Source organism: Leisingera sp. M658 (genome assembly GCF_025144145.1).
GTDB lineage: Bacteria > Pseudomonadota > Alphaproteobacteria > Rhodobacterales > Rhodobacteraceae > Leisingera.
The window spans coordinates 4,074,545-4,095,391 of sequence record NZ_CP083546.1 but is presented as its reverse complement, the minus strand read 5'-3'; the positions used below and the strand labels follow the sequence as shown (position 1 = coordinate 4,095,391).

The following is a 20,847-nucleotide window of genomic DNA, read 5'->3' as shown; positions in this document are numbered from 1 at the left end:
GGACACGGCGGGCAAGCCTGCCCGATGCAAAGGCCGGACATAGGATCGCTGGAGAAGACATGCTGGGTTTCGGAACACTCGCCAAAAAGGTTTTCGGCACGCCGAATGACCGTAAAATCAAGGCGACACGGCCGCTGATTGCACAGATCAACGCGCTGGAGGATATGTTCGCGAAGCTTAGCGATGACGGGCTGAAGGACAAGACTGAGGAGCTGCGCAAGCGCGCATTGGGCGGTGAAAGCCTGGATGCGCTGCTGCCCGAAGCTTTTGCCAACGTGCGTGAAGCGGCCAAACGGGCGCTGGGTCTGCGGGCTTTTGATACCCAGCTGATGGGCGGTATTTTCCTGCATCAGGGTAACATTTCCGAGATGAAGACCGGCGAGGGCAAAACCCTGGTGGCGACCTTTCCGGCTTATCTGAATGCGCTGACCGGCAAGGGCGTGCATGTGGTAACGGTGAACGAATACCTGGCCACGCGGGATAGTGAATGGATGGGCAAGGTGTTTGCCCAGCTGGGCATGACCACCGGCGTGATCTGGTCGGGGCAAGCCGACGCCGAGAAGATGGCCGCCTATGACAGCGACGTCACCTATACCACCAACAACGAACTGGGTTTCGACTATCTGCGCGACAACATGAAACCGTCTCTGGACCAAGTGTTCCAGAAGCAGCACAATTTTGCCATCGTCGATGAGGTTGACTCGATCCTGATCGACGAGGCCCGTACCCCGCTGATCATCTCCGGCCCGGCCGAGGACAGGTCCGAACTCTATTCGACTATCGACAAAGTGATCCCGCTATTGTCGGAAGAACACTATGAGATCGACGAGAAAACCCGTGGTGTGACTTTTACTGAGGACGGCAATGAATACCTGGAGCAGACGCTGCGTGAGCACGGTCTGCTGGAAGAGGATGCCTCGCTCTACGATCCGGAAAGCACCACTGTTGTCCACCACGTGAACCAGGCCCTGCGTGCGCACAAGCTGTTCCAGCGGGACAAGGATTATATCGTCCGCAATGGCGAAGTTGTTCTGATCGATGAATTCACTGGCCGTATGATGCCGGGCCGCCGCCTGTCCGAAGGATTGCACCAGGCCATTGAGGCCAAGGAAGAGGTCAACATCGAGCCGGAGAATACCACCCTGGCCTCGGTGACTTTCCAAAATTACTTCCGGCTTTATGACAAGCTCTCGGGCATGACCGGCACCGCGATGACCGAGGCTGATGAGTTCGCCGAGATCTACAGCCTGGGTGTGGTTGAAGTGCCGACCAACCGCCCGATTGCGCGGGTGGATGAGGACGATCAGGTTTACCGCACTGCCCGTGAAAAATATGAGGCGATGATCAAGGAAGCCAAGGTCGCGCACGCAAAGGGCCAGCCGGTTCTGCTGGGAACGACCTCGATCGAGAAATCCGAACTGCTGAGCCAGATGCTGCAGCAGGACAGCATCCCGCACAACGTTCTGAACGCCCGCCACCATGAGCAGGAAGCGCAGATCGTTGCTGATGCCGGCCGTTATGGCGCGGTGACCATTGCCACCAACATGGCCGGCCGCGGCACCGATATTCAGCTCGGCGGCAACGTCGAGATGAAAGTGCTGGAAGTGCTGGAGCAAAATCCGGAGGCTGATCCCGCAGAATTGCGTGCCGCCGAAGAAGCCAAACACGCCGAGGAAAAGCAGAAGGTGCTGGACGCAGGCGGGTTGTTTGTGATGGCTTCCGAACGCCACGAAAGCCGCCGCATCGACAACCAGCTGCGCGGCCGTTCTGGCCGTCAGGGCGATCCGGGCCGGACCCGGTTCTATCTCAGCCTTGAAGACGACCTGATGCGCATTTTCGGCTCGGAGCGGCTGGACAAACTGCTGTCATCGCTGGGCATGAAGGAAGGCGAAGCGATCATTCACCCTTGGGTGAATAAATCGCTGGAACGCGCGCAGGCCAAGGTCGAAGGCCGCAACTTCGACATGCGCAAAAACGTTCTGAAGTTCGACGATGTGATGAACGATCAGCGCAAGGTGATCTTCAATCAGCGCCGCGAAATTATGGCCGCCGAGGATCTGTCCGAGATTGTCGATGATATGCGCCACGAGGTGATCGACGATCTGCTCGACACCCACATGCCGCCCAAGACCTACGCCGATCAGTGGGACACAGCAGGCCTGCAGGAGCAGGTCCGCGAGATGCTGAGCATTGACGCGCCGGTGGCGGAGTGGGCCGCCGAGGAAGGCGTCGATGACGAGCAGATCCGGGAACGTCTGGTCCAGGCTTCTGATGAGATGATGGCGGAAAAAGCCGCGGCCTTTGGCCCGGAAAACATGCGCAACATCGAAAAACAGGTTCTGCTGCAGACCATAGACAAGAATTGGCGCGAGCATCTGCTGACGCTGGAGCATCTGCGCTCGGTGGTGGGTTTCCGCGGCTATGCGCAGCGTGATCCGCTCAATGAATACAAGAACGAAAGCTTTCAGTTGTTTGAAAGCATGCTCGATTCCTTGCGTGAAGAAGTGTCCCAGCAGCTTGGCCGCGTGCGTCCAATGACTGAGGATGAGCAGCAGCAGATGCTGAAGGAAATGGCTGCCCGCCAGGCTGCAATGCAGCAAATGGCAGTCCCGCAGCCGACCGCTGCCGAAGCTCCGGCAGAAGCCCCGGCACCGGGTTTCGTGGAGGAGGATCCGGCGACCTGGGGCAACCCCTCACGCAATGACAAATGCCCTTGCGGGTCGGGTAAGAAGTTCAAGCACTGCCACGGCAGCCTTACCTGATATCCGGAAGAAGCACGCAGGATCCAGTTTTCCAACCTTGCGTCCGGCGGTGCGTGGATGATCTCCCGCCCGTCGCCGGTCTTTTGGCAAAGACTGCTTCCGTTGGGCGTGGCGCAGTGCGCAGCGCGCTAGGCCGCCAAGGGCCTTTGGAGCTTCCAGGGCACGGGGCGTATAATCGGATTTGTTTCCGGACACGCAACAAAGATGGCGTGATTGCCGTATTTGCCGGAATCTCTCCTGCTGGGGGCCACAAACTGGCCGGCATTTGCAGACATGCTTCCTTAACCAAACTGGTTCTGGAGGATCCAATGCTAAGCAAACAGGTGATGCTGACAAGCGCGATGACGCTGGCTTGTGCCTTGGGCATCGGATTCTATATGCAGGCGTCTGGCCCGGGCTTGGTGATCGGCATGGCCGGCCGGACTGCGGCGGCTGATCCCGAATTGCCAGGGGAACCCGAAGCTGCTCAGCTGCAGATCGAAAAGATCACCCTGACGTCAGCGCCGCCTGCTGCAATTGCGTTGAAAGCGGGCAGCGAGCCAGCAGAACCCGATTACAGAGCGTCCTGCCAGATGACGGCCAAGGCTGAAGCTGCCCCGATGGCGATGGTTAATCTCTTTGTTGAGGCAACCTGCAGGCCAAACGAGCGCTTAACTGTGCATCACAGCGGCATGACCTTTACGGCTGCGCTGGACCACTCAGGACGGTTCAGCACATTGGTGCCGGCATTGACCCGAACAGCGGTCTTCATCGCAGAGACTTCAGGCGGCAGCGGAGCTGTCGCCGTCGCGGAGGTAGACGGCCTTGAAACTGTTGAGCGGATTGTTCTTCAATGGACCGGTAACAGCGGCTTCGAAATCCATGCCCGCGAGTTCGGCGCCGCTTATGGCAGCGCTGGCCATGTCTGGCACGGCGCGGCCGGGGCTGGGCAGGTCGTGCGATTGGGTGATGACAGCCAATTGGCACCGCGCATTGCCGAGGTTTACAGCCTGCCAAGTGACACAAGCGAGTCCGGTACCGTGTCCCTGACTGCTGAGGCCGAAGTGACGGCCGGCAATTGCGGCAGGGATGTTTCCGCCCAGGCGCTGCAATTGCGCGGTGGACAGCTCACAAGCCGGGATTTGGTGATGGCAATGCCGGATTGCGATGCAACAGGCAGCTTTCTGGTGTTGAATAATCTGGTAGAAGACTTGAAAATCGCATCCAACTGATTTGCGGTAACTTCAGGTATCCATATGACCTTCTTTCGTGCGGCCATTTGCGCCGCACTTTTTCTGGCAGTCTTTGCGCGCGGCCTTGCTGCTCAGGACGTCACCCTGTCTTCCCCGGATGGCGCAGTTGAAATCACTGGCACGCTGCTGGGATTCGACGGCGAGTTTTATCGGGTACAGACGCAGTTCGGCGAACTCACCGTCGATGGTTCAGGCGTTGCGTGCGATGGGCCAGGCTGCCCCAGTCTGTCCGGATTTGTTTCGGAGATCACTTTGGCTGGTTCTTCAGCCATGTCTGAAGTTCTGATGCCTGCGCTGATTGAAGGCTTTGCCCTGCGTAATGGCTATCAGACTCACTTGGAGGCATTGCCCGACGGGAATTTCAGCCATGTCCTGCTGCGCGGGCAAAAGCCGGCCGCACGCTTCACTTTCCTGGCAAGCAATACGGATGGCGGGTTTGCGGCTCTTATTGCGGATGAGGCGGATGTGACGATGGCACTGCGGGAGATCCGTCCGCTTGAACAAAAGGCCGCCCGTGCCGCAGGACTGGGTGATCTGACCGGGCCGGGCCGTAGCCGTGTTCTCGCGTTGGACGCCTTTGTGCCGGTGGTGGCGCCCAGCAACCCGGTGCGCGAGATTTCCTTGCCGCAGCTTGCTGGGATATTTTCCGGTCAGATCACTAACTGGCAAACGATTGGCGGTCCTGATGCCCCGATTTCGCTGCATATGCCGGTTTCCGGTTCCGGCCTCGCCCAGGCGGTGGAGGATCGACTGATGGTGCCTTTTGGGGCTGGGTTCTCAACACGAATCCGGCGCCATGACCGCAGCAGTACAGTTGCCCGCCGGGTTCTCGTCGATCCCTTTGCCATAGGTATCGCCAGCTTTGCCGAGAAAGGCGCGGCGCGTGTGCTGACATTGACGGGCCCTTGCGGGTTCTCTTTGCAGGCCAGCCGCCGGGCAGTAAAGACTGAAGACTACCCGCTGACGGTTCCCATGTTCCTTTACCTGCCGGCCCGCCGCCTGCCCAAAATTGCGCGGGATTTCCTGGTTTATGTGCGGGGGCCTGCGGCGCAGGCAGTTATTCGCCGGGCAGGATTTGTCGATCAGGCGCCGGAACGGATCCCGGTCAGCCGCCAGGGCCGCCGCCTGGCAAATGCGATTCTGGCTTCAAAGGAAAAATCCGGACTGGAGGAACTTCAGCGGCTGGTGACCCTGTTGGGCGACATGCGGCGGTTGACCATCTCGTTCCGGTTCGAACCTGGGTCGGCGCGCCCTGATGCGCAGTCCCGCAGCAACGTCGAGCAGCTGGCCCGCGCGCTGGAGGCAGGAGAGTTCGACGGAAAAGAAATTGTTTTTGCTGGGTTTTCCGATGGGGTCGGGCCATCTGAAGGCAATCGGCGGATTGCTTTGAAGCGGGCAGGTGCGGTTCGGGATGCGGTGATCAAAGCAGCAGAGACGGCAGATGCAACCCGGGTGCAGATCAGCACACATGGCTTCGGCGAGGCCTTGCCGATGGCCTGTGACGACAGCGAATGGGGGCGGCAGATCAACCGCCGGGTTGAGGTCTGGGTGCGCTAAGTGCCGGGGCGGCGGGCGGGCTCCCGTGCATTTGACACGGCCTCAGAGATGCCCTGTAAATCCTTGGGCCGGGCACCGCGCTGGCGCGCGCTGCGGCAGTGCTAGAGAAGTCCGCGGGCGCGGAAGCTGAGTTCAGTGGATTTTCCGATAATCAAGTGGTCGTGCAGGGTTATGCCAAGGGCGGTCAGGGCGGCCTGGATCTGATCAGTCATGCTGAGGTCGCTGTCCGAAGGCGTTGGGTCGCCGGATGGGTGGTTATGAACTAAAATCAAAGCACTAGCGTTGATCTCGAGAGCCCGCTTGGCGACTTCCCGGGGGTAAACCGGGACATGGTCGACGGTGCCTCGCGCCTGTTCTTCGTCGGCGATCAGCACGTTTTTGCGATCCAGGAACAGGATACGGAATTGTTCGGTTTCGCGGTGCGCCATGGTGGTATGGCAGTAGTCCAGAAGCGCGTCCCAGCTGGAGATCACCTGGCGCTGCATCACCCGGGCGCGGGCCATGCGGTGGGCTGCGGCCTCCAGCACCTTAAGGTCGGTGATCACCGCATCGCCGATGCCCCTGACCTGGGCCAGCCGTTCCGGAGCGGCCGTTACAACGCGGTTGAAATCCCCAAAAGTGTCAAGCAGTTGCCGGGCCAAAGGTTTGACGTCGCGGCGCGGAATGGAGCGGAACAGGACCAGCTCCAGAAGCTCGTAGTCCGGCATTGCGGCAGCACCGCCCTGCAGGAATCGCTCGCGTAGGCGGGAGCGGTGGTCCTTGATGTAGGAGGGCAGGCGGCCTTGGGGCAGGGGGGCCGCAGGGGTTTCGTCGCTGCCGGGGAACAGCGGCAGGGAGACGTCCTGGAATGAGGGGTCCTGTGCCATGGCGCCATGGTGCCGTCATCATGGTTGAGGAAGTGTTAAGGGGCGCCGCAGAGGAGCGGCAACTGGGTGGGAAAGGCGTGCACCCCCTGTACACCGCCGCGGTGCGGCATGGGGAGAGGGCTGCAGAGCGAGGATAAAAGAAAAGCGCCCCCGGGCAGGGGCGCTTTCTTCTGTGACGTTTGCGGGAATGCGCCGGGGCTCCGCCCGTTCGCAAGCGAAACGCTCCCCCGGAGCGTTTCCAGGGAGCTTGCTCACCCCTTCATGCCATCCCAAAAGCTCTTCACCGAAGAAAAGAAGCTGCGGGATTCGGGGTTGGTGTTGTCCTCGGACATTTCCTCAAACTCGCGCAGAAGCTCTTTCTGGCGGGCAGTGAGGTTGACCGGGGTTTCCACCGCCAGTTCGATGAACATGTCGCCGGTGGCACCGCCGCGCAGGGCTGGCATACCCTTGCTGCGCAGACGCATCTGGCGGCCGGACTGGCTGCCTTCGGGGATCTGGACCCGGCCGCGGCCGCCGTCGATGGTCGGCACCTCGATGGAGCCGCCAAGGGCTGCCTTGGCCATGCTGACTGGCACCCGGCAGTAAAGATTGTTGCCGTCGCGTTCGAACAGGGCGTGCGGAGCAACCTCGACAAAGATGTAGAGATCACCGGGAGGGCCGCCGCGCAGGCCTGCTTCGCCTTCGCCTGCCAGACGGATGCGGGTGCCAGTTTCAACGCCTGCCGGGATGTTCACCGACAATGAGCGGTCTTTTTCCACCCTGCCGTGGCCATGGCAGGATTTGCACGGGTTCTTGATGATTTGACCTAGGCCCGAACAGGTCGGACAGGTGCGTTCAACGGTGAAGAAACCCTGCTGCGCGCGGACTTTACCCATGCCGGAGCAGGTCGGGCAGGTGGTGGGTTCCACGCCGCCCTCAGCCCCGGTGCCTTCGCAAGAGGTACAGGAGACCGAGGTCGGAACCTTGATGGTCTTGTGCAGACCGCCAAAAGCGTCCTCGAGCGAGACCCGCAGATTGTACCGCAGATCGGCACCGCGGGAAGCCCGCTGCCGTCCGCCGCCGCCGCCGCGCTGGCCGCCCATGAAATCGCCGAACAGATCGTCAAAGACGTCGGAGAAGGCGGAGGAGAAATCACCGCCGCCAAAGCCCTGGCCCTGGCCGCCACGCTGGCCGCCACCCATGCCGTTTTCAAATGCCGCATGGCCAAAGCGGTCATAGGCGGCCTTTTTTTCGGCGTCCTTCAGGACGTCATAAGCCTCGTTGGCTTCCTTGAACTGCGATTCGGCGTCCGGATTGTCGGAATTCCGGTCGGGGTGCAGTTCTTTGGCCTTCTTGCGAAAGCCCTTTTTGATTTCGTCTGCGGTGGCGCCCTTGGCCACGCCCAGAACGTCGTAATAGTCGCGTTTTGACATCGGATAACCCCATCTGCCTCAACGAAAATGGGCCGGTCCGGGGTCCGGACCGGCCCGCTATGGCCTGCGTATCAGGCGTTAGCGCTTGTCGTTGTCCAGGTCTTCGAATTCCGCGTCAACGATGTCGTCATTCGCAGGGCTTGCGGCCTCATCCGCGGCGGCCGGCTCTTCTTCGCTGTCCGCTTCGGCCTGAGCCTTGTAGATTGCTTCACCCAGCTTCATGGCGGACTCGGTGACGTTCTGGATACCCGCTTTGATTTTCTCGGCAGTCGATTTCTCGTTCTCCAGATCATCCTTCAGCGCGGCGATGGCCAGTTCGATCACCTCGACGGTCGACGGATCGACCTTATCAGTGTGCTCTTCCACGGCTTTTTCGGTCGAGTGGATCAGGCTTTCGGCCTGGTTCCGGGCTTCGATCAGCTCGCGGCGTTCCTTATCGGCTTCGGCGTTCTCCTCAGCGTCCTTAACCATCTTTTCGATGTCGTCGTCCGAGAGGCCGCCCGATGCCTGGATGGTGATCTGCTGTTCCTTGCCGGTCGCCTTGTCCTTGGCGCCGACAGACACGATGCCGTTGGCGTCGATGTCAAAGGTCACTTCGATCTGCGGCAGGCCACGGGGCGCCGGCGGGATTTCCTCGAGGTTGAACTGGCCGAGCATCTTGTTGTCGGCGGCCATTTCACGCTCACCCTGGAAGCAGCGGATGGTCACGGCGTTCTGGTTGTCTTCCGCGGTCGAGAACACCTGGGACTTCTTGGTCGGGATGGTGGTGTTACGGTCGATCAGACGGGTGAAGACACCGCCCAGGGTTTCGATACCCAGGGACAGGGGGGTCACGTCGAGCAGCACCACGTCTTTGACGTCGCCCTGCAGAACGCCGGCCTGGATGGCCGCACCCATGGCAACCACCTCGTCCGGGTTCACGCCCTTGTGCGGTTCTTTGCCGAAGAACTTGGTGACTTCTTCAATGACGCGCGGCATGCGGGTCATACCGCCGACCAGAACAACCTCGTCAATGTCGCTTGCCGACAGGCCTGCGTCTTTGAGGGCTGCCTTGCAAGGATCCATCGAGCGTTTGATCAGGTCGCTGACCAGGCTTTCCAGCTTGGCGCGGGTCAGTTTCATCACCATGTGCAGCGGCTGGCCCGAAGACGGGTCCATCGAGATGAACGGCTGGTTGATCTCGGTCTGCGAGGTGGAGGACAGCTCGATCTTGGCTTTCTCTGCGGCCTCTTTCAGGCGCTGCAGGGCCATCTTGTCCTTGGACAGATCGACACCGTTTTCCTTTTTGAACTGGTCCGCCAGATAATTGACGATACGCATGTCAAAGTCTTCGCCGCCCAGGAATGTGTCGCCGTTGGTCGACTTCACTTCGAACAGGCCGTCGTCGATTTCCAGGATGGTCACATCAAAGGTGCCGCCGCCGAGGTCATAAACCGCGATGGTTTGGGTTTCTTCCTTGTCGAGGCCATAAGCCAGCGCAGCCGCGGTCGGCTCGTTGATGATGCGCAGCACTTCGAGGCCCGCAATCTTACCGGCGTCTTTGGTGGCCTGGCGCTGTGCGTCGTTGAAGTAGGCCGGAACGGTGATCACCGCCTGGGTGACTTCCTCGCCCAGGTAGGATTCCGCGGTCTCTTTCATCTTCCCCAGGGTGAAGGCAGAGATTTGCGACGGGGAGTATTTCTCACCCTTGGCTTCGACCCATGCGTCGCCGTTGCCGCCGTTGACGATGGAAAACGGCACCATCTTTTTGTCTTTGGCGACTGCGGCGTCGTCGAACCGGCGGCCGATCAGGCGCTTAACGCCAAACACGGTGTTGTCGGGGTTGGTGACGGCCTGGCGTTTAGCCGGCTGGCCGACCAGGCGCTCATTGTCGGTAAAGGCAACAATCGACGGGGTTGTGCGTGCACCCTCGGCGTTTTCAATCACGCGGGGCTGAGAGCCATCCATGATGGCCACGCAGGAGTTGGTGGTGCCTAGGTCAATGCCGATAACTTTGCTCATTTGCGATCCCTTTTTACTACTCAAGGCGATTACCCGAGGCCTGAACCCGTTGCGGCATCCTGGCCCCGATGGAAGTTGCGGTTTGGTCTGCACCTTGCCGCGTCCCGGCGTATATAGGGAGCAGAAAACGCCCCTGCAAGCGCTCAGACACGCGTTGATGCGTGAATCAATGCGCTTTTTTGCAAGGGTCATGGTTAAGGATGGATGAACGGCAATGACCTTGCTGCGTGTGCGCGGATTTGATGTCTACAAGGGGTTTCTTGAACCGGCCCGGCAAGCAGCGTTGATAGACGCGTTGCGGCCGGTGCTGAAAGCGGCGCCGCTGTTCTCACCCAAGGTGCCGGGGGGCGGGCAGATGTCGGTGCGGATGACATCGGCGGGGCAATTCGGCTGGTATTCTGACGCCTCAGGCTACCGCTATGCAGAGCAGCACCCCTCAGGGCGGAACTGGCCGGATATCCCGGAGGCAGTATTGGAGATCTGGCGGCAATTGACCGGGCTGGAGCGGGCACCGGAATGCTGCTTGCTGAATTACTACGGAGAGGGAGCGCGGATGGGGCTGCATCAGGACAAGGATGAGGCGGATTTCTCTTACCCCGTGGTATCCATCAGCCTGGGCGATGACGCGCTGTTCCGGATCGGCAACCGCAGCCGTGGCGGCAAGACGGAATCTGTCTGGCTCAACTCTGGCGATGCGGTGGTGATGGGTGGTGATGCGCGGCTGACATATCACGGGGTGGACCGGATCCGGTTCAAGTCTTCGCGGCTGCTGCCCAAGGGCGGCCGGATCAATCTGACGCTCAGAATGGTTGCGTGACGCCGGCAGGGCGCAAAAGTTTTAAGGAAAACTTTTGCCAAGACTTTTTGAAAAGTCTTGGTCCGGGTTCTGCGGCTAGCGCCGTGCGCTCCAACTGATGGAAACCTGACGGCGGGTGTAAAATTCGCCCATCAGGCCGATCACGATCAGCACCAGCGCGACCCATGCAGCATACTGCCAGGAACTGAAATGCGGGTTGTAGTTGATAAAGACAAAGCCGCGGGCCTGGTCGATGCAGTGGAACAGAGGGTTCCAGTCGAACATGGCAAGCATGAAACTGGGCAGCGTGTTGGCCAGGAACATCTTGCCCGACGCGATCATATTAGCGCGCTGGTAGATCATCGTCAGAATACTCACCAGCCCAGGTGCCCAGGGTTTCAGCACCAGAAACACCAGCCCGACAGATGCGCCGGTGGTCCAGGCCAGCAAAATCATGCCAAAGGCGGGTATGGGCTCTTCGATATGCACCGGTGTGAATGCGACGTGGTAGACAAACAGGATGATGAACAGTGACAGCACTTGGATGTACAGCGCGCCGATTGCGGCAGATAGAATGGCCACCATGGTGTTCATCGGCGCATGCTGCATCATCGGGCTGCTGGGTCCCTCAGCACCGGCAACGGCACCGACGGTTTTGGTGTGGACCATGAACAGAAACACACCGGACATAACATAGAGCAGGAAATCGCCGCGAATGGCTGATCCGCGCAGGCCGAGCAACGCGAACATGGCAAAAAACGCCCCGACGAAGAGGACGGCTTGCAAGATGTTCAGCGCCAGGGCTGCAAAGGCATTGTTGTGTTTGGATCGGACGCTGCGCACGACCGAATGGAATACCACCTCGCCAAGCGTGAGGAACCCGGACAATGAGGATTGCTGCGTGCGCTGCTGAAACATGTGTCCTGTATTCTCTGCTCGATTTTGATGCGGCTGCTTGCCGTTCCTCTATCTGCGCATCATAAGGGGCAAGAGGCAAATTTTCAATTAAACCCATGTTAGGGAGATCTGCGTGACGTATGAAGACCTGGTGCCCGTGATCCGCCGACTGGCAATTGAAGCCGGCGTAAAGATCATGGAGATCTATAATTCTGACGATTTCGACGTGAAGGTGAAATCCGACGATAGCCCGGTAACAGCTGCGGATGAGGCTGCTGATGCGTTGATCTCGGCCGGGCTGCGGGCGGCCTTCCCGGATATGATGCTGGTCACCGAAGAGCAGTCTGACTCGCACAAAGAGCGCGGCGATACCTTTCTGATTGTCGACCCGCTGGACGGCACCAAGGAATTTATTCACCGCCGCGGCGATTTCACTGTGAACATTGCACTGGTGGAAAAAGGCGTGCCGACCCGCGGCGTGGTCTATGCACCGGCCAAAGAACGGATGTTCTTTACCCTGGCGGATGGCAGCGCGGTTGAGGAAACCGGCGCGTTCGATCCAGAAACTATCGGTGCAACAACGCCGATCCGGGTCGCCGGCAGCGATAACGCTGCGCTGATGGTGGTGGCGTCGAAATCGCACCGCGACCAGGCAACCGACGATTATATCGGCAAGTACAATGTGAAGGACAGCAAAAGCGCCGGCTCTTCGCTGAAGTTCTGCCTGGTGGCCACTGGTGAGGCGGATCTGTATCCGCGTGTCGGCCGCACTATGGAGTGGGACACAGCTGCCGGTCACGCGGTGCTTGCCGGTGCTGGCGGCAAAGTGGTGCGTTTTGACGATCACTCCCCGCTTGTTTACGGCAAGGAAGGTTATGCGAACCCGTTTTTCATTGCCTATGCGCCGGCTGTGGAGCTGAAGAAAGCCTGATGTCTGTCCTGATCGTCATCCCCGCCCGATACGCCTCGACCCGCTATCCCGGCAAGCCGCTGGTGCCGCTGACTGGTGCCACCGGTGAGGCCCGCACGCTGGTGGAACGCTCCTGGCGGGCGGCCTGCTCGGTACAAGGCGTGGACAGGGTGGTGGTGGCGACTGATGATGATCGCATCAGGCAGGCAGCCGAAGCCTTTGGTGCCGAAGTGGTGATGACTTCGGAGACCTGCGGCAATGGCACTGAACGCTGCGCCGAGGCGCATGCAGCGCTGGGCGGCGGTTATGAGATTGTGGTGAACCTGCAGGGCGACGCTCCGCTGACGCCGCACTGGTTTGTCGAAGATCTGGTGGCGGGGCTGCGTGCAGCGCCCGGCATGGGGCTGGCGACACCGGTGCTGCGCTGCAATGGCGAGACGCTGAACAGTCTTCTGGCCGATCGCAAGGCCGGCCGGGTTGGCGGCACCACCGCAGTATTTGCCGAAGACCGCAGTGCGCTCTATTTCACTAAGGAAGTGGTCCCGTACTGCGCGCAGACCTTTGGTGATGGCGAAAATACGCCGGTCTTTCACCATGTCGGCGTCTATGCCTACCGCCCGGACGCCTTGGCGGCGTATTCTGGCTGGACGGCGGGGCCGCTGGAGAAACTGGAAGGGCTGGAACAGCTGCGCTTCCTGGAGAACGGCCGCAAAGTTCTGTGTGTCGAAGTCGAAGCCCGAGGGCGCGAGTTTTGGGAGCTGAATAACCCGGAAGATGTGCCGCGGCTGGAGACGATGATGAAGAAGATGGGTCACGAGTAGGCGAAGAATGGTAAAAAGTACTGACACAGGCAGAAGCACACTGATGGGATGCAGCCCGGGACCGCTGGCAGCCGCATCGCGAATTGTTGGGGACAGCCAGGTCTAGCGGAGCTTTACCTCTCCTCGCTTGCGGGGAGGGCGGTATCCGGCCTGGAATTTTAGTATTGAGAGAGCGCCATGCGTAAAAAGGTAACTAAAGCTATTTTTCCCGTTGCGGGCATGGGAACGCGGTTCCTTCCCGCAACCAAATCCGTTCCGAAAGAAATCATGACATTGGTCGACCGGCCACTGGTGCAATACGCCATCGACGAGGCGCGCGCTGCTGGAATCAAGGAATTCATCTTTGTCACGTCGCGCGGCAAAGGTGCGCTCGAAGATTATTTTGACCATTCACCGGTTCTGGAGCAGGAACTGCGTAAAAAGGGTAAGCAGGATCTGCTGGATTTGCTGCAAGACACCAATATGGAATCCGGTGCCATCGCCTATATCCGCCAGCACAAGGCGCTGGGCCTGGGCCATGCGGTCTGGTGTGCCCGCCGGCTGATCGCCAATGAACCCTTTGCGGTGATTCTGCCGGATGATGTGATCGCGGCAGAAAAACCCTGCCTGCAACAGATGGTCGAAGCCTACGAGGAAACCGGCGGCAACATGGTGGCTGCGATGGAGGTTCCGCCTGAAAAAACCTCGTCTTACGGTGTTCTTGACGTGAAGGACGACATGGGTCAGGTGGTTGCGGCCAATGGGATGGTAGAGAAGCCAAGTGCAGGCGAGGCGCCTTCGAACCTGGCTGTGATCGGCCGTTATATCCTGTCGCCTTCTGTATTGAAGAACCTCAACAAGATGAAGTCGGGTGCGGGCGGCGAGATCCAGCTGACCGACGCCATTGCCGAAGACATAGCGCAGGACGTGCCGGTTTACGGCTACCGGTTCCGCGGCCAGCGGTTTGATTGCGGTTCCAAGGCCGGCTTTTTGCAGGCCACTGTCGCTTTTGCGCTGGCACGTGAAGAGTTGCGGGATGATCTGATGAACTACATTTCCGAAATCGCGCAGGTTGGCAAAGCCGCGCAATAACCACTCTGGCCGCCTTTCGGGGCGGCCCTGCATGGGGCAGAGACAGTGACACATATCCTGGTGACCGGCGGTGCCGGCTATATTGGTTCGCATGCCTGCAAGGCGCTGAAAGCGGCGGGCTACACCCCTGTAACCTACGACAACCTGGTGACCGGCTGGCAGGGCGCGGTGAAGTTCGGCCCGTTTGAGCGGGGCGACTTGAATGACCGGGCGCGGCTGGATGAGGTCTTTGCCAAGTACAATCCTGCTGCTGTGATGCATTTTGCAGCGCTCAGCCAGGTTGGCGAAGCGATGAGCGAGCCGGGCCGCTACTGGGCCAACAACACAGGCGGGTCGCTGAACCTGATCGAGGCCGCAGTGGCGGCAGGTTGTATGGATTTCGTGTTCTCCTCGACCTGCGCCACATATGGCGAGCATGACAATGTGGTGCTGGACGAGAACACGCCGCAGCTGCCACTGAATGCCTATGGCGCCTCCAAGCGCGCGGTGGAGGATATCCTCAAAGATTTTGGGGCTGCGAACGGGTTGCGGTCGGTTATTTTCCGCTATTTCAATGTGGCGGGTGCTGATCCAGAGGCAGAGGTGGGCGAGTTCCACCGCCCCGAAACCCATCTGGTGCCGCTGGTGCTGGATGCTGTTGCAGGCAAGCGCGATGCGCTGACCATCTTTGGCACCGATTACGATACCCCGGATGGCACCTGCATCCGCGACTATGTGCATGTCTGCGATCTGGTGGACGCGCATGTGCTGGGGTTGAAGTGGCTGGAAGCAGGTAAGGGAAGCCAGGTGTTCAACCTTGGCACCGGTTCTGGCTTTTCTGTGCGCGAAGTGATGGACAAGGCCGAGGCGGTGACCGGTCATAAGGTACCGTGCAACACAGGTGAGCGCCGGGCGGGAGACTGCACCAAGCTGGTGTCGGGCTCGACCCGGGCGGTCACCGATCTGGGGTGGGAGCCGCGCCGCTCAACCCTGGAGGTGATGATCGCCGATGCCTGGGAGTGGCATAAGACAGGCCACTACGAGGCCTGATCATAACATGACGCGCTCCGCTGCCGCTGACATGCCGCCCCTGGGCCTCGCTGGGGCCTACCGGATGCGGTGGAAACGGCGGCGGATGCTGTGGCGGGCATTGCGTGCCCGGCGCCAGATGCGCAAAATGGCTGACCGTACAGACCAGATCCCCGCAAACGGGGTTCTGGTCTTTATCGTTTTACGTAACGAGATCAGCCGCCTGCCTTTTTTTCTGCAGTTTTACCGGCGCCTGGGTGCCGCGCATTTCCTGGTTGTCGACAATGGCAGCGATGACGGCAGCGCCGAGCTGCTGGCGGCGCAGCCGGATGTCTCTGTGTGGCAGACAGCTGCCAGCTACCGGGAAGCGCGCTTTGGCCTGGACTGGTTGGGCTGGCTTCTGATCCGCTACGGCCATGGCCGTTGGTGCCTGACAGTCGATGCGGATGAGCTGTTGGTCTATTCCGGTATGGAAGAACACGGGCTGGACGACCTGACGCAAAACCTGGAACAGCAAGGGCGCCAGGGCTTTGGCGCACTGATGCTTGATCTCTACCCCAAGGGACCGCTGGGCGGGCAAAGCTATGTGCCCGGCCAGAACCCTTGTGACGTGATGCAATGGTTTGATGCGGGGCCGTACCGGGCCGTTCGGCAGCAGCCGATGGGCAACCTTTGGGTTCAGGGCGGCGCCCGCGAGAGAATGTTTTTTCAAGAGCAGCCGGAACGGTCTCCGACGCTGAACAAGCTGCCTCTGATCCGCTGGAACCGCCGCTATGCCTATATGAACTCAACCCATTCGCTGCTGCCGCCGCTGATGAACGCGCTCTATGACGGGCCAGGAGGGGCGGAACCCTCAGGAATTCTGCTGCACACCAAGTTCCTGCCCGAGATTGTTTCCAAGTCAGCAACAGAAAAACAGCGGCAGCAGCACTTTCACACACCGCAACAGTTTGACGGCTACTACGATGGGATCTCGGGAACTCCGGATTTGTGGCATTCTGGATCGGTTCGGTACCAAGATCCGGAGCAGCTGGCAGCGCTTGGGTTGATGACACCGATCAACTGGTGAATTACCGAACGGCCACTGAACTGTTGCAGCCAGGCCGTGCGGATGCGTAACTGTTTCTAAATTCGTTGTTAATACAATGTTCCCGTGACATATTGCGCGGAAACTTGAGGCAGGTCCTGTTAGGCCTGAACGGGTGAGTGCGCTCCCTGGATATTGGTTTGGAGTGAACGTGGGGCTTTGGGATTCTTACCGGATGCGGTTGCGGCGCAAGCGGCGTCTGGTCCGTGCGGTGCGCAAATCCAGTGAGCTGACCGTTGTGCAGGACAACACCAAAGCTATCCGGCCAGGGGATATCCTGCTGGTCTGCACCATGCGCAACGAGCAGATCCGGCTGCCCTACTTCTTGCAGTATTACCGCGGCATGGGGATCAACCATTTCCTGTTTGTCGACAATGGTTCCACCGACGGCAGCGCCGACTATTTACGCGGCACGGACGATGTTTCGCTGTGGCACACTACGGCGAGCTACAAGCGTTCAGGTTTCGGCATCGACTGGATGAACGGCCTGAAACGCAAGTATGCGCATGGGCATTGGGTTCTGGTGGTCGATCCGGATGAGTTTTTTATCTACCCGTTTTGCGACACCCGGCCGATCCGCGCATTGACTGACTGGCTGGACAATTCCGCGATCCGCAGTTTTTCGGCTATGCTGATTGATGTCTATCCCAAGGGCAGGATTGGCGAGGTACCGTATCAGACGGGGCAGAATCCTTTGGAGATTGCCCATTGGTTTGACAGCGGCAACTATACAATCAGCCGCAACCCGGAATACGGCAATTTGTGGATTCAGGGCGGGCCGCGGTCGCGGGTGTTCTTTGCAGATCAGCCCCAACGGGCGCCGGCGCTGAACAAGATACCGCTCGTCAAATGGCACCGCCGCTATGCCTATGCCAGCTCTACCCACGCGCTGCTGCCGCGCGGATTGAACCAGGTCTATGAGACTGATGGCGGTGAGAAGGCAAGCGGGGCGCTGCTGCATACCAAGTTCCTCGATACCTTTACCGTAAAGGCGCAGGAGGAGCTGGTCCGCGGGCAGCATTATGCCAGCTCCACAGAGTATAAGGCTTATGCAGGCAAACTGGCGGAGCAGCCGGAGCTGTGGTGCAAATGGAGTGAAAAATACATCAACTGGCGCCAGCTTGAAATTTTGGGGATGATGTCCAAAGGAAACTGGGCATGAGCGCGGTTGGGGTCGTCATGCTTGTGCATACCGCGCTGGATCGGGCAGCGCAGGTGGTGCGGCACTGGACCGCCAGCGGTTGCCCGGTGGTGCTGCATGTGGACCGCAACGTCGGGCATCAGGCGTTCACCCGTTTCAAAGACGTGCTGGCGGATGATCCGCTGGTCCGGTTTTCCGCCCGCCACCGGTGCGAATGGGGCACTTGGGGGATTGTTGCGGCGTCGCAATCGGCGTCCGAGGTGATGCTGGCGGAGTTTCCGTTAGTGCGCCATGTCTATCTGGCCTCCGGGTCGTGCCTGCCGCTCCGGCCGGTGCAGGAGCTGATCGATTACCTGGCAGCCCGCCCGCGCACCGATTTCATCGAAAGCGCCACCACTGCGGATGTGCCATGGATTGTCGGCGGGCTCAGCCACGAGCGGTTCACTTTGCGGTTCCCGTTTTCCTGGAAGAAACACCGCTATCTGTTCGACCGCTACGTGGATTTGCAGCGCAAGTTGCGCATCAGGCGCCGGGTTCCCCCCGGGCTGGTGCCGCATATGGGGAGCCAGTGGTGGTGCCTGACCCGGCAAACCCTGTCGGCGATCCTGGAGGATCCTGAACGTCCGGTTTATGATACCTATTTCCGCAAGGTCTGGATTCCGGATGAGAGCTATTTCCAGACTTTGGTGCGGCAGTATTCCAGCAATATCGAAAGCCGCTCGCTGACGCTGTCGAAATTCGATTTCCAGGGTAAGCCGCATATCTTCTACGATGATCATTTGCAGCTTCTGCGCCGGTCAGACTGTTTTGTTGCCCGCAAGATCTGGCCACATGCAGAACGTCTGTATCAGGCGTTCCTGACCGACTCTGCCGGCGCAATGAAGCGGACCGAGCCGAACCCGGGCAAAATCGACCGGATCTTTGCCAAGGCGGTAGAGCGGCGCACCCGCGGCAGACCCGGTTTATACATGCAAAGCCGGTTTCCCGGCCAAGGCTCGGAGAATGGCATCACTTCCAGCCCCTATTCAGTGTTTCAGGGCTTTACCGAACTGTTCGACGATTTTGAAACCTGGCTGGCTCGAACCACCGGGGCGCGTGTTCATGGGCACATATTTGCACCGGAAGGGGCGGCGTTCTCCGAAGGGCAGAGACTGGTCAATGGCTGCCTCAACGGCCATGCCAGGATCCGTGACTACAATCCCGAAAGCTTTCTCACCAGCCTGATTTGGAACACCCGCGGCGAACGGCAGTGCTTTCAGTTCGGGCCAGGGGACAACCAGGCAGTGAACTGGCTGCTGGCACGGGATGCAAATGTGCAGATTTCCGTCATCAGCGGTGCCTGGGCAGTGCCGCTGTTCAAATCCAACCGCAACTTCACGGAACTCCGGCAGGAAGCGGCAAAGCTGCAGCAGACCGAGGCTGAGCAATTGCAGATCCTGCGCTCGCAATGGACCAAGGCAAGGGTCCGGATCTGGAGTATGGCAGAGTTCGTAGAGGCGCCAATGGAGCCATTGCAGACGATCATTGACGAAATCGGTCCTCTTGCGGCGCGTCATCTGAGCGAGGCTCCCAAAATGACGGACCTTGAGGGCTTTGGGCAGTTTTTGCAGAATCTGAAGAACCAGGGCATGCATCCCTATTTGATGGGGGATTTCCCGGTTGAGCAAAGCCCTGTCAGCCTCTCCAAGCCGCAACGCAAACCCTATCTGGTACGATAAATTCTGATGTCTGATTCCTCATTCGACTATTTTGTTGTCTTTGCTGAAATGCGGACGGGCTCCAACTTTCTGGAGACCAATCTGAATGCTTTTGACGGGCTTGCCTGCCACGGCGAAGCCTTCAATCCGCATTTCATCGGCTATCCGAACAAGAGCGATATTCTGGGGGTGACTCAGGCTATGCGGGAAGCGGATCCAGCCCGGCTGATCCAGCAGATCAAGGCAGATCCAAAGGCGCTGGGCGGCTGCCGCTACTTCCATGACCATGATCCGCGGGTGCTGGACCTGATGCTGGAGGATCCGCGCTGTGCCAAGATCATCCTAACCCGCAACCCGCTGGACAGTTATGTGTCCTGGAAGATTGCCAAGGCCACCGGGCAGTGGAAGCTGACCGATGTAAAGCGCCGCAAGGAAGCCAAAGCGCGGTTTGATGCAGCGGAATTTTCCGCCCATGTAGGGGCGTTGCAAGATTTCCAGGTCACGTTGCTGAACCGGCTGCAGTCGCTGGGCCAGACGGCGTTCTACGTAGCCTATGAGGATCTGCAAAGCGTTGAGGTGATGAACGGGCTGGCACGCTGGCTGGGAGTGTCCCAGCGGCTTGAGGCGCTGGATGAGAGCCTCAAGCGACAGAACCCGGCGCCGGTTCTGGCTAAGGTGGCAAACCCTGACGCAATGCAAGAGGCACTGTCAGGCATGGACCGCTTCAACTTGACCCGCACTCCGAATTTCGAGCCGCGCCGCGGCCCGGCGGTGCCTGGGTATGTGGCAGGGGTGGTGACGCCGCTGTTATACTTGCCGCTCAAGGGCGGACCAGAGCGCGAAGTCGTGCAATGGATGGCTGGGCTGGATCACGTGGCGCCAGACGGGTTGATCCAGGGCATGAACCAGAAACAGCTGCGCCAGTGGAAACGCGGCAATAAGGGGTTCCGCAGCTTTACCATTCTTCGCCACCCTGCGGCGCGGGCGCATGCGGTGTTCTGCCACCGGATCCTGAATGCCGGCGAGGGCAGCTTCCGGGCCATTCGCAATACCCTGCGGCGGCAGTTCGGGCTGGTTTTGCCAGAGGAAGGGCCGGACGACGGGTATACCCGTGCGCAGCACCGGGACGCTTTTGCCGGTTTTCTGAATTTTGTCCGGGCCAATCTGTCAGGGCAGACGTCGATCCGGGCGGATGCGGAATGGGTCAGCCAAAGCCAGGTACTGGCCGGGTTTGCTGAACTTGGGCCTCCGGATTTGCTGATCCGCGAGGCGGAGATGAGTGAGGATCTGCCTGCACTGGCTCGCAGGCAGGGTCGGATGGAGCCGGGAACGGTGCCGGCCGCTGCGCCGCAGGTGCCCTTTGCATTGGATGATATTTACGACGCGGATCTGGAGGCGCTGATTGCCTCTGTTTACCAGCGCGACTATCTGGCGTTTGGCTTTGGTCCCTGGCGTGCAGGCTGATCCGGCAGCATGAATGCAGGCGCAGTGTTACCGTGCCGCCGGAGATTTGGCTGAGGTAAACCTCCGGGGCGGTCGTGGGCCTGGTCCAACGGGAAGAGTTCCGCGGGATGGCGGCTGATGACGGA

The 20,847-nt window shown here is 59.8% G+C and carries 16 protein-coding genes; 12 read left to right on the top strand and 4 right to left on the bottom strand.

All coding sequences use genetic code 11. The features are described 5' to 3' along the window. Positions 1-59: 59 nt before the first annotated feature. From secA to K3724_RS19940, 3 genes are all read left to right on the top strand, one after another. Complete coding sequence (gene secA / locus K3724_RS19950; RefSeq protein ID WP_259988532.1) at positions 60-2,762, top strand: preprotein translocase subunit SecA; 2,703 nt, start codon at positions 60-62, stop codon at positions 2,760-2,762. 308 nt (positions 2,763-3,070) lie between these two features. Continuing rightward, positions 3,071-3,973: a hypothetical protein gene (locus K3724_RS19945; RefSeq protein WP_259988530.1), complete on the top strand. Its 903-nt coding sequence runs from the start codon at positions 3,071-3,073 to the stop codon at positions 3,971-3,973. Between the two features lie 24 nt (positions 3,974-3,997). Next, positions 3,998-5,551: a phosphate ABC transporter substrate-binding/OmpA family protein gene (locus K3724_RS19940; protein WP_259988528.1), complete on the top strand. Its 1,554-nt coding sequence runs from the start codon at positions 3,998-4,000 to the stop codon at positions 5,549-5,551. A gap of 101 nt (positions 5,552-5,652) precedes the next feature. On the opposite strand, the gene radC is transcribed toward K3724_RS19940, so the two are convergent. From radC to dnaK, 3 genes are all read right to left on the bottom strand, one after another. Then, positions 5,653-6,417, bottom strand: coding sequence for a RadC family protein (radC, locus tag K3724_RS19935; RefSeq protein WP_259988526.1), 765 nt, complete (start codon positions 6,415-6,417; stop codon positions 5,653-5,655). Positions 6,418-6,668: 251 nt separating this feature from the next. Further along, positions 6,669-7,829 (bottom strand): molecular chaperone DnaJ, encoded by a 1,161-nt coding sequence (gene dnaJ, locus K3724_RS19930; protein WP_027257040.1) that lies wholly within the window; start codon positions 7,827-7,829, stop codon positions 6,669-6,671. Between the two features lie 78 nt (positions 7,830-7,907). Beyond that, the gene (gene dnaK / locus K3724_RS19925; RefSeq protein WP_259988522.1) at positions 7,908-9,830 is read right to left on the bottom strand and encodes a molecular chaperone DnaK; all 1,923 of its coding nucleotides are present in this window, start codon (positions 9,828-9,830) and stop codon (positions 7,908-7,910) included. Positions 9,831-10,044: 214 nt separating this feature from the next. Here dnaK and K3724_RS19920 point away from each other — a divergent pair, with 214 nt between their 5' ends. After that, a complete protein-coding gene (locus K3724_RS19920; RefSeq protein ID WP_259988520.1) occupies positions 10,045-10,647 on the top strand; it encodes an alpha-ketoglutarate-dependent dioxygenase AlkB in 603 nt (200 codons plus the stop codon). Positions 10,648-10,722: 75 nt separating this feature from the next. Here the strand turns inward: K3724_RS19920 and K3724_RS19915 are convergent, their stop codons facing one another. Further along, positions 10,723-11,544: an ABC transporter permease gene (locus K3724_RS19915; protein ID WP_259988518.1), complete on the bottom strand. Its 822-nt coding sequence runs from the start codon at positions 11,542-11,544 to the stop codon at positions 10,723-10,725. A gap of 112 nt (positions 11,545-11,656) precedes the next feature. Between K3724_RS19915 and cysQ the strand changes: the two genes are divergently transcribed. The 8 genes from cysQ (at position 11,657) to K3724_RS19875 (ending at position 20,722) form a co-directional block, all read left to right on the top strand. Then, positions 11,657-12,454, top strand: a complete 798-nt coding sequence (cysQ, locus tag K3724_RS19910) for a 3'(2'),5'-bisphosphate nucleotidase CysQ (RefSeq protein WP_259988516.1) — start codon at positions 11,657-11,659, stop codon at positions 12,452-12,454. Next, on the top strand, positions 12,454-13,254 hold the full coding sequence (locus tag K3724_RS19905) for a 3-deoxy-manno-octulosonate cytidylyltransferase (protein WP_259988514.1): 801 nt from the start codon (positions 12,454-12,456) through the stop codon (positions 13,252-13,254). The genes cysQ and K3724_RS19905 overlap by 1 nt, the downstream gene beginning before the upstream one ends. A gap of 177 nt (positions 13,255-13,431) precedes the next feature. After that, positions 13,432-14,325: a UTP--glucose-1-phosphate uridylyltransferase GalU gene (galU, locus tag K3724_RS19900; RefSeq protein WP_259988512.1), complete on the top strand. Its 894-nt coding sequence runs from the start codon at positions 13,432-13,434 to the stop codon at positions 14,323-14,325. A 45-nt stretch (positions 14,326-14,370) separates the two neighbouring features. Further along, the gene (galE, locus tag K3724_RS19895; protein WP_259988510.1) at positions 14,371-15,354 is read left to right on the top strand and encodes a UDP-glucose 4-epimerase GalE; all 984 of its coding nucleotides are present in this window, start codon (positions 14,371-14,373) and stop codon (positions 15,352-15,354) included. A 7-nt stretch (positions 15,355-15,361) separates the two neighbouring features. Next, positions 15,362-16,402: a glycosyltransferase family 2 protein gene (locus K3724_RS19890; RefSeq protein ID WP_259988508.1), complete on the top strand. Its 1,041-nt coding sequence runs from the start codon at positions 15,362-15,364 to the stop codon at positions 16,400-16,402. Positions 16,403-16,595: 193 nt separating this feature from the next. Further along, entirely contained in the window at positions 16,596-17,582 is a 987-nt protein-coding gene (locus tag K3724_RS19885) for a glycosyltransferase family 2 protein (RefSeq protein WP_259992703.1), read from the top strand. Next, entirely contained in the window at positions 17,579-19,279 is a 1,701-nt protein-coding gene (locus tag K3724_RS19880) for a beta-1,6-N-acetylglucosaminyltransferase (RefSeq protein ID WP_259988506.1), read from the top strand. The genes K3724_RS19885 and K3724_RS19880 overlap by 4 nt, the downstream gene beginning before the upstream one ends. A 6-nt stretch (positions 19,280-19,285) precedes the next feature. Then, complete coding sequence (locus K3724_RS19875) at positions 19,286-20,722, top strand: sulfotransferase domain-containing protein (protein WP_259988504.1); 1,437 nt, start codon at positions 19,286-19,288, stop codon at positions 20,720-20,722. The last annotated feature ends 125 nt before the right edge of the window (positions 20,723-20,847 follow it).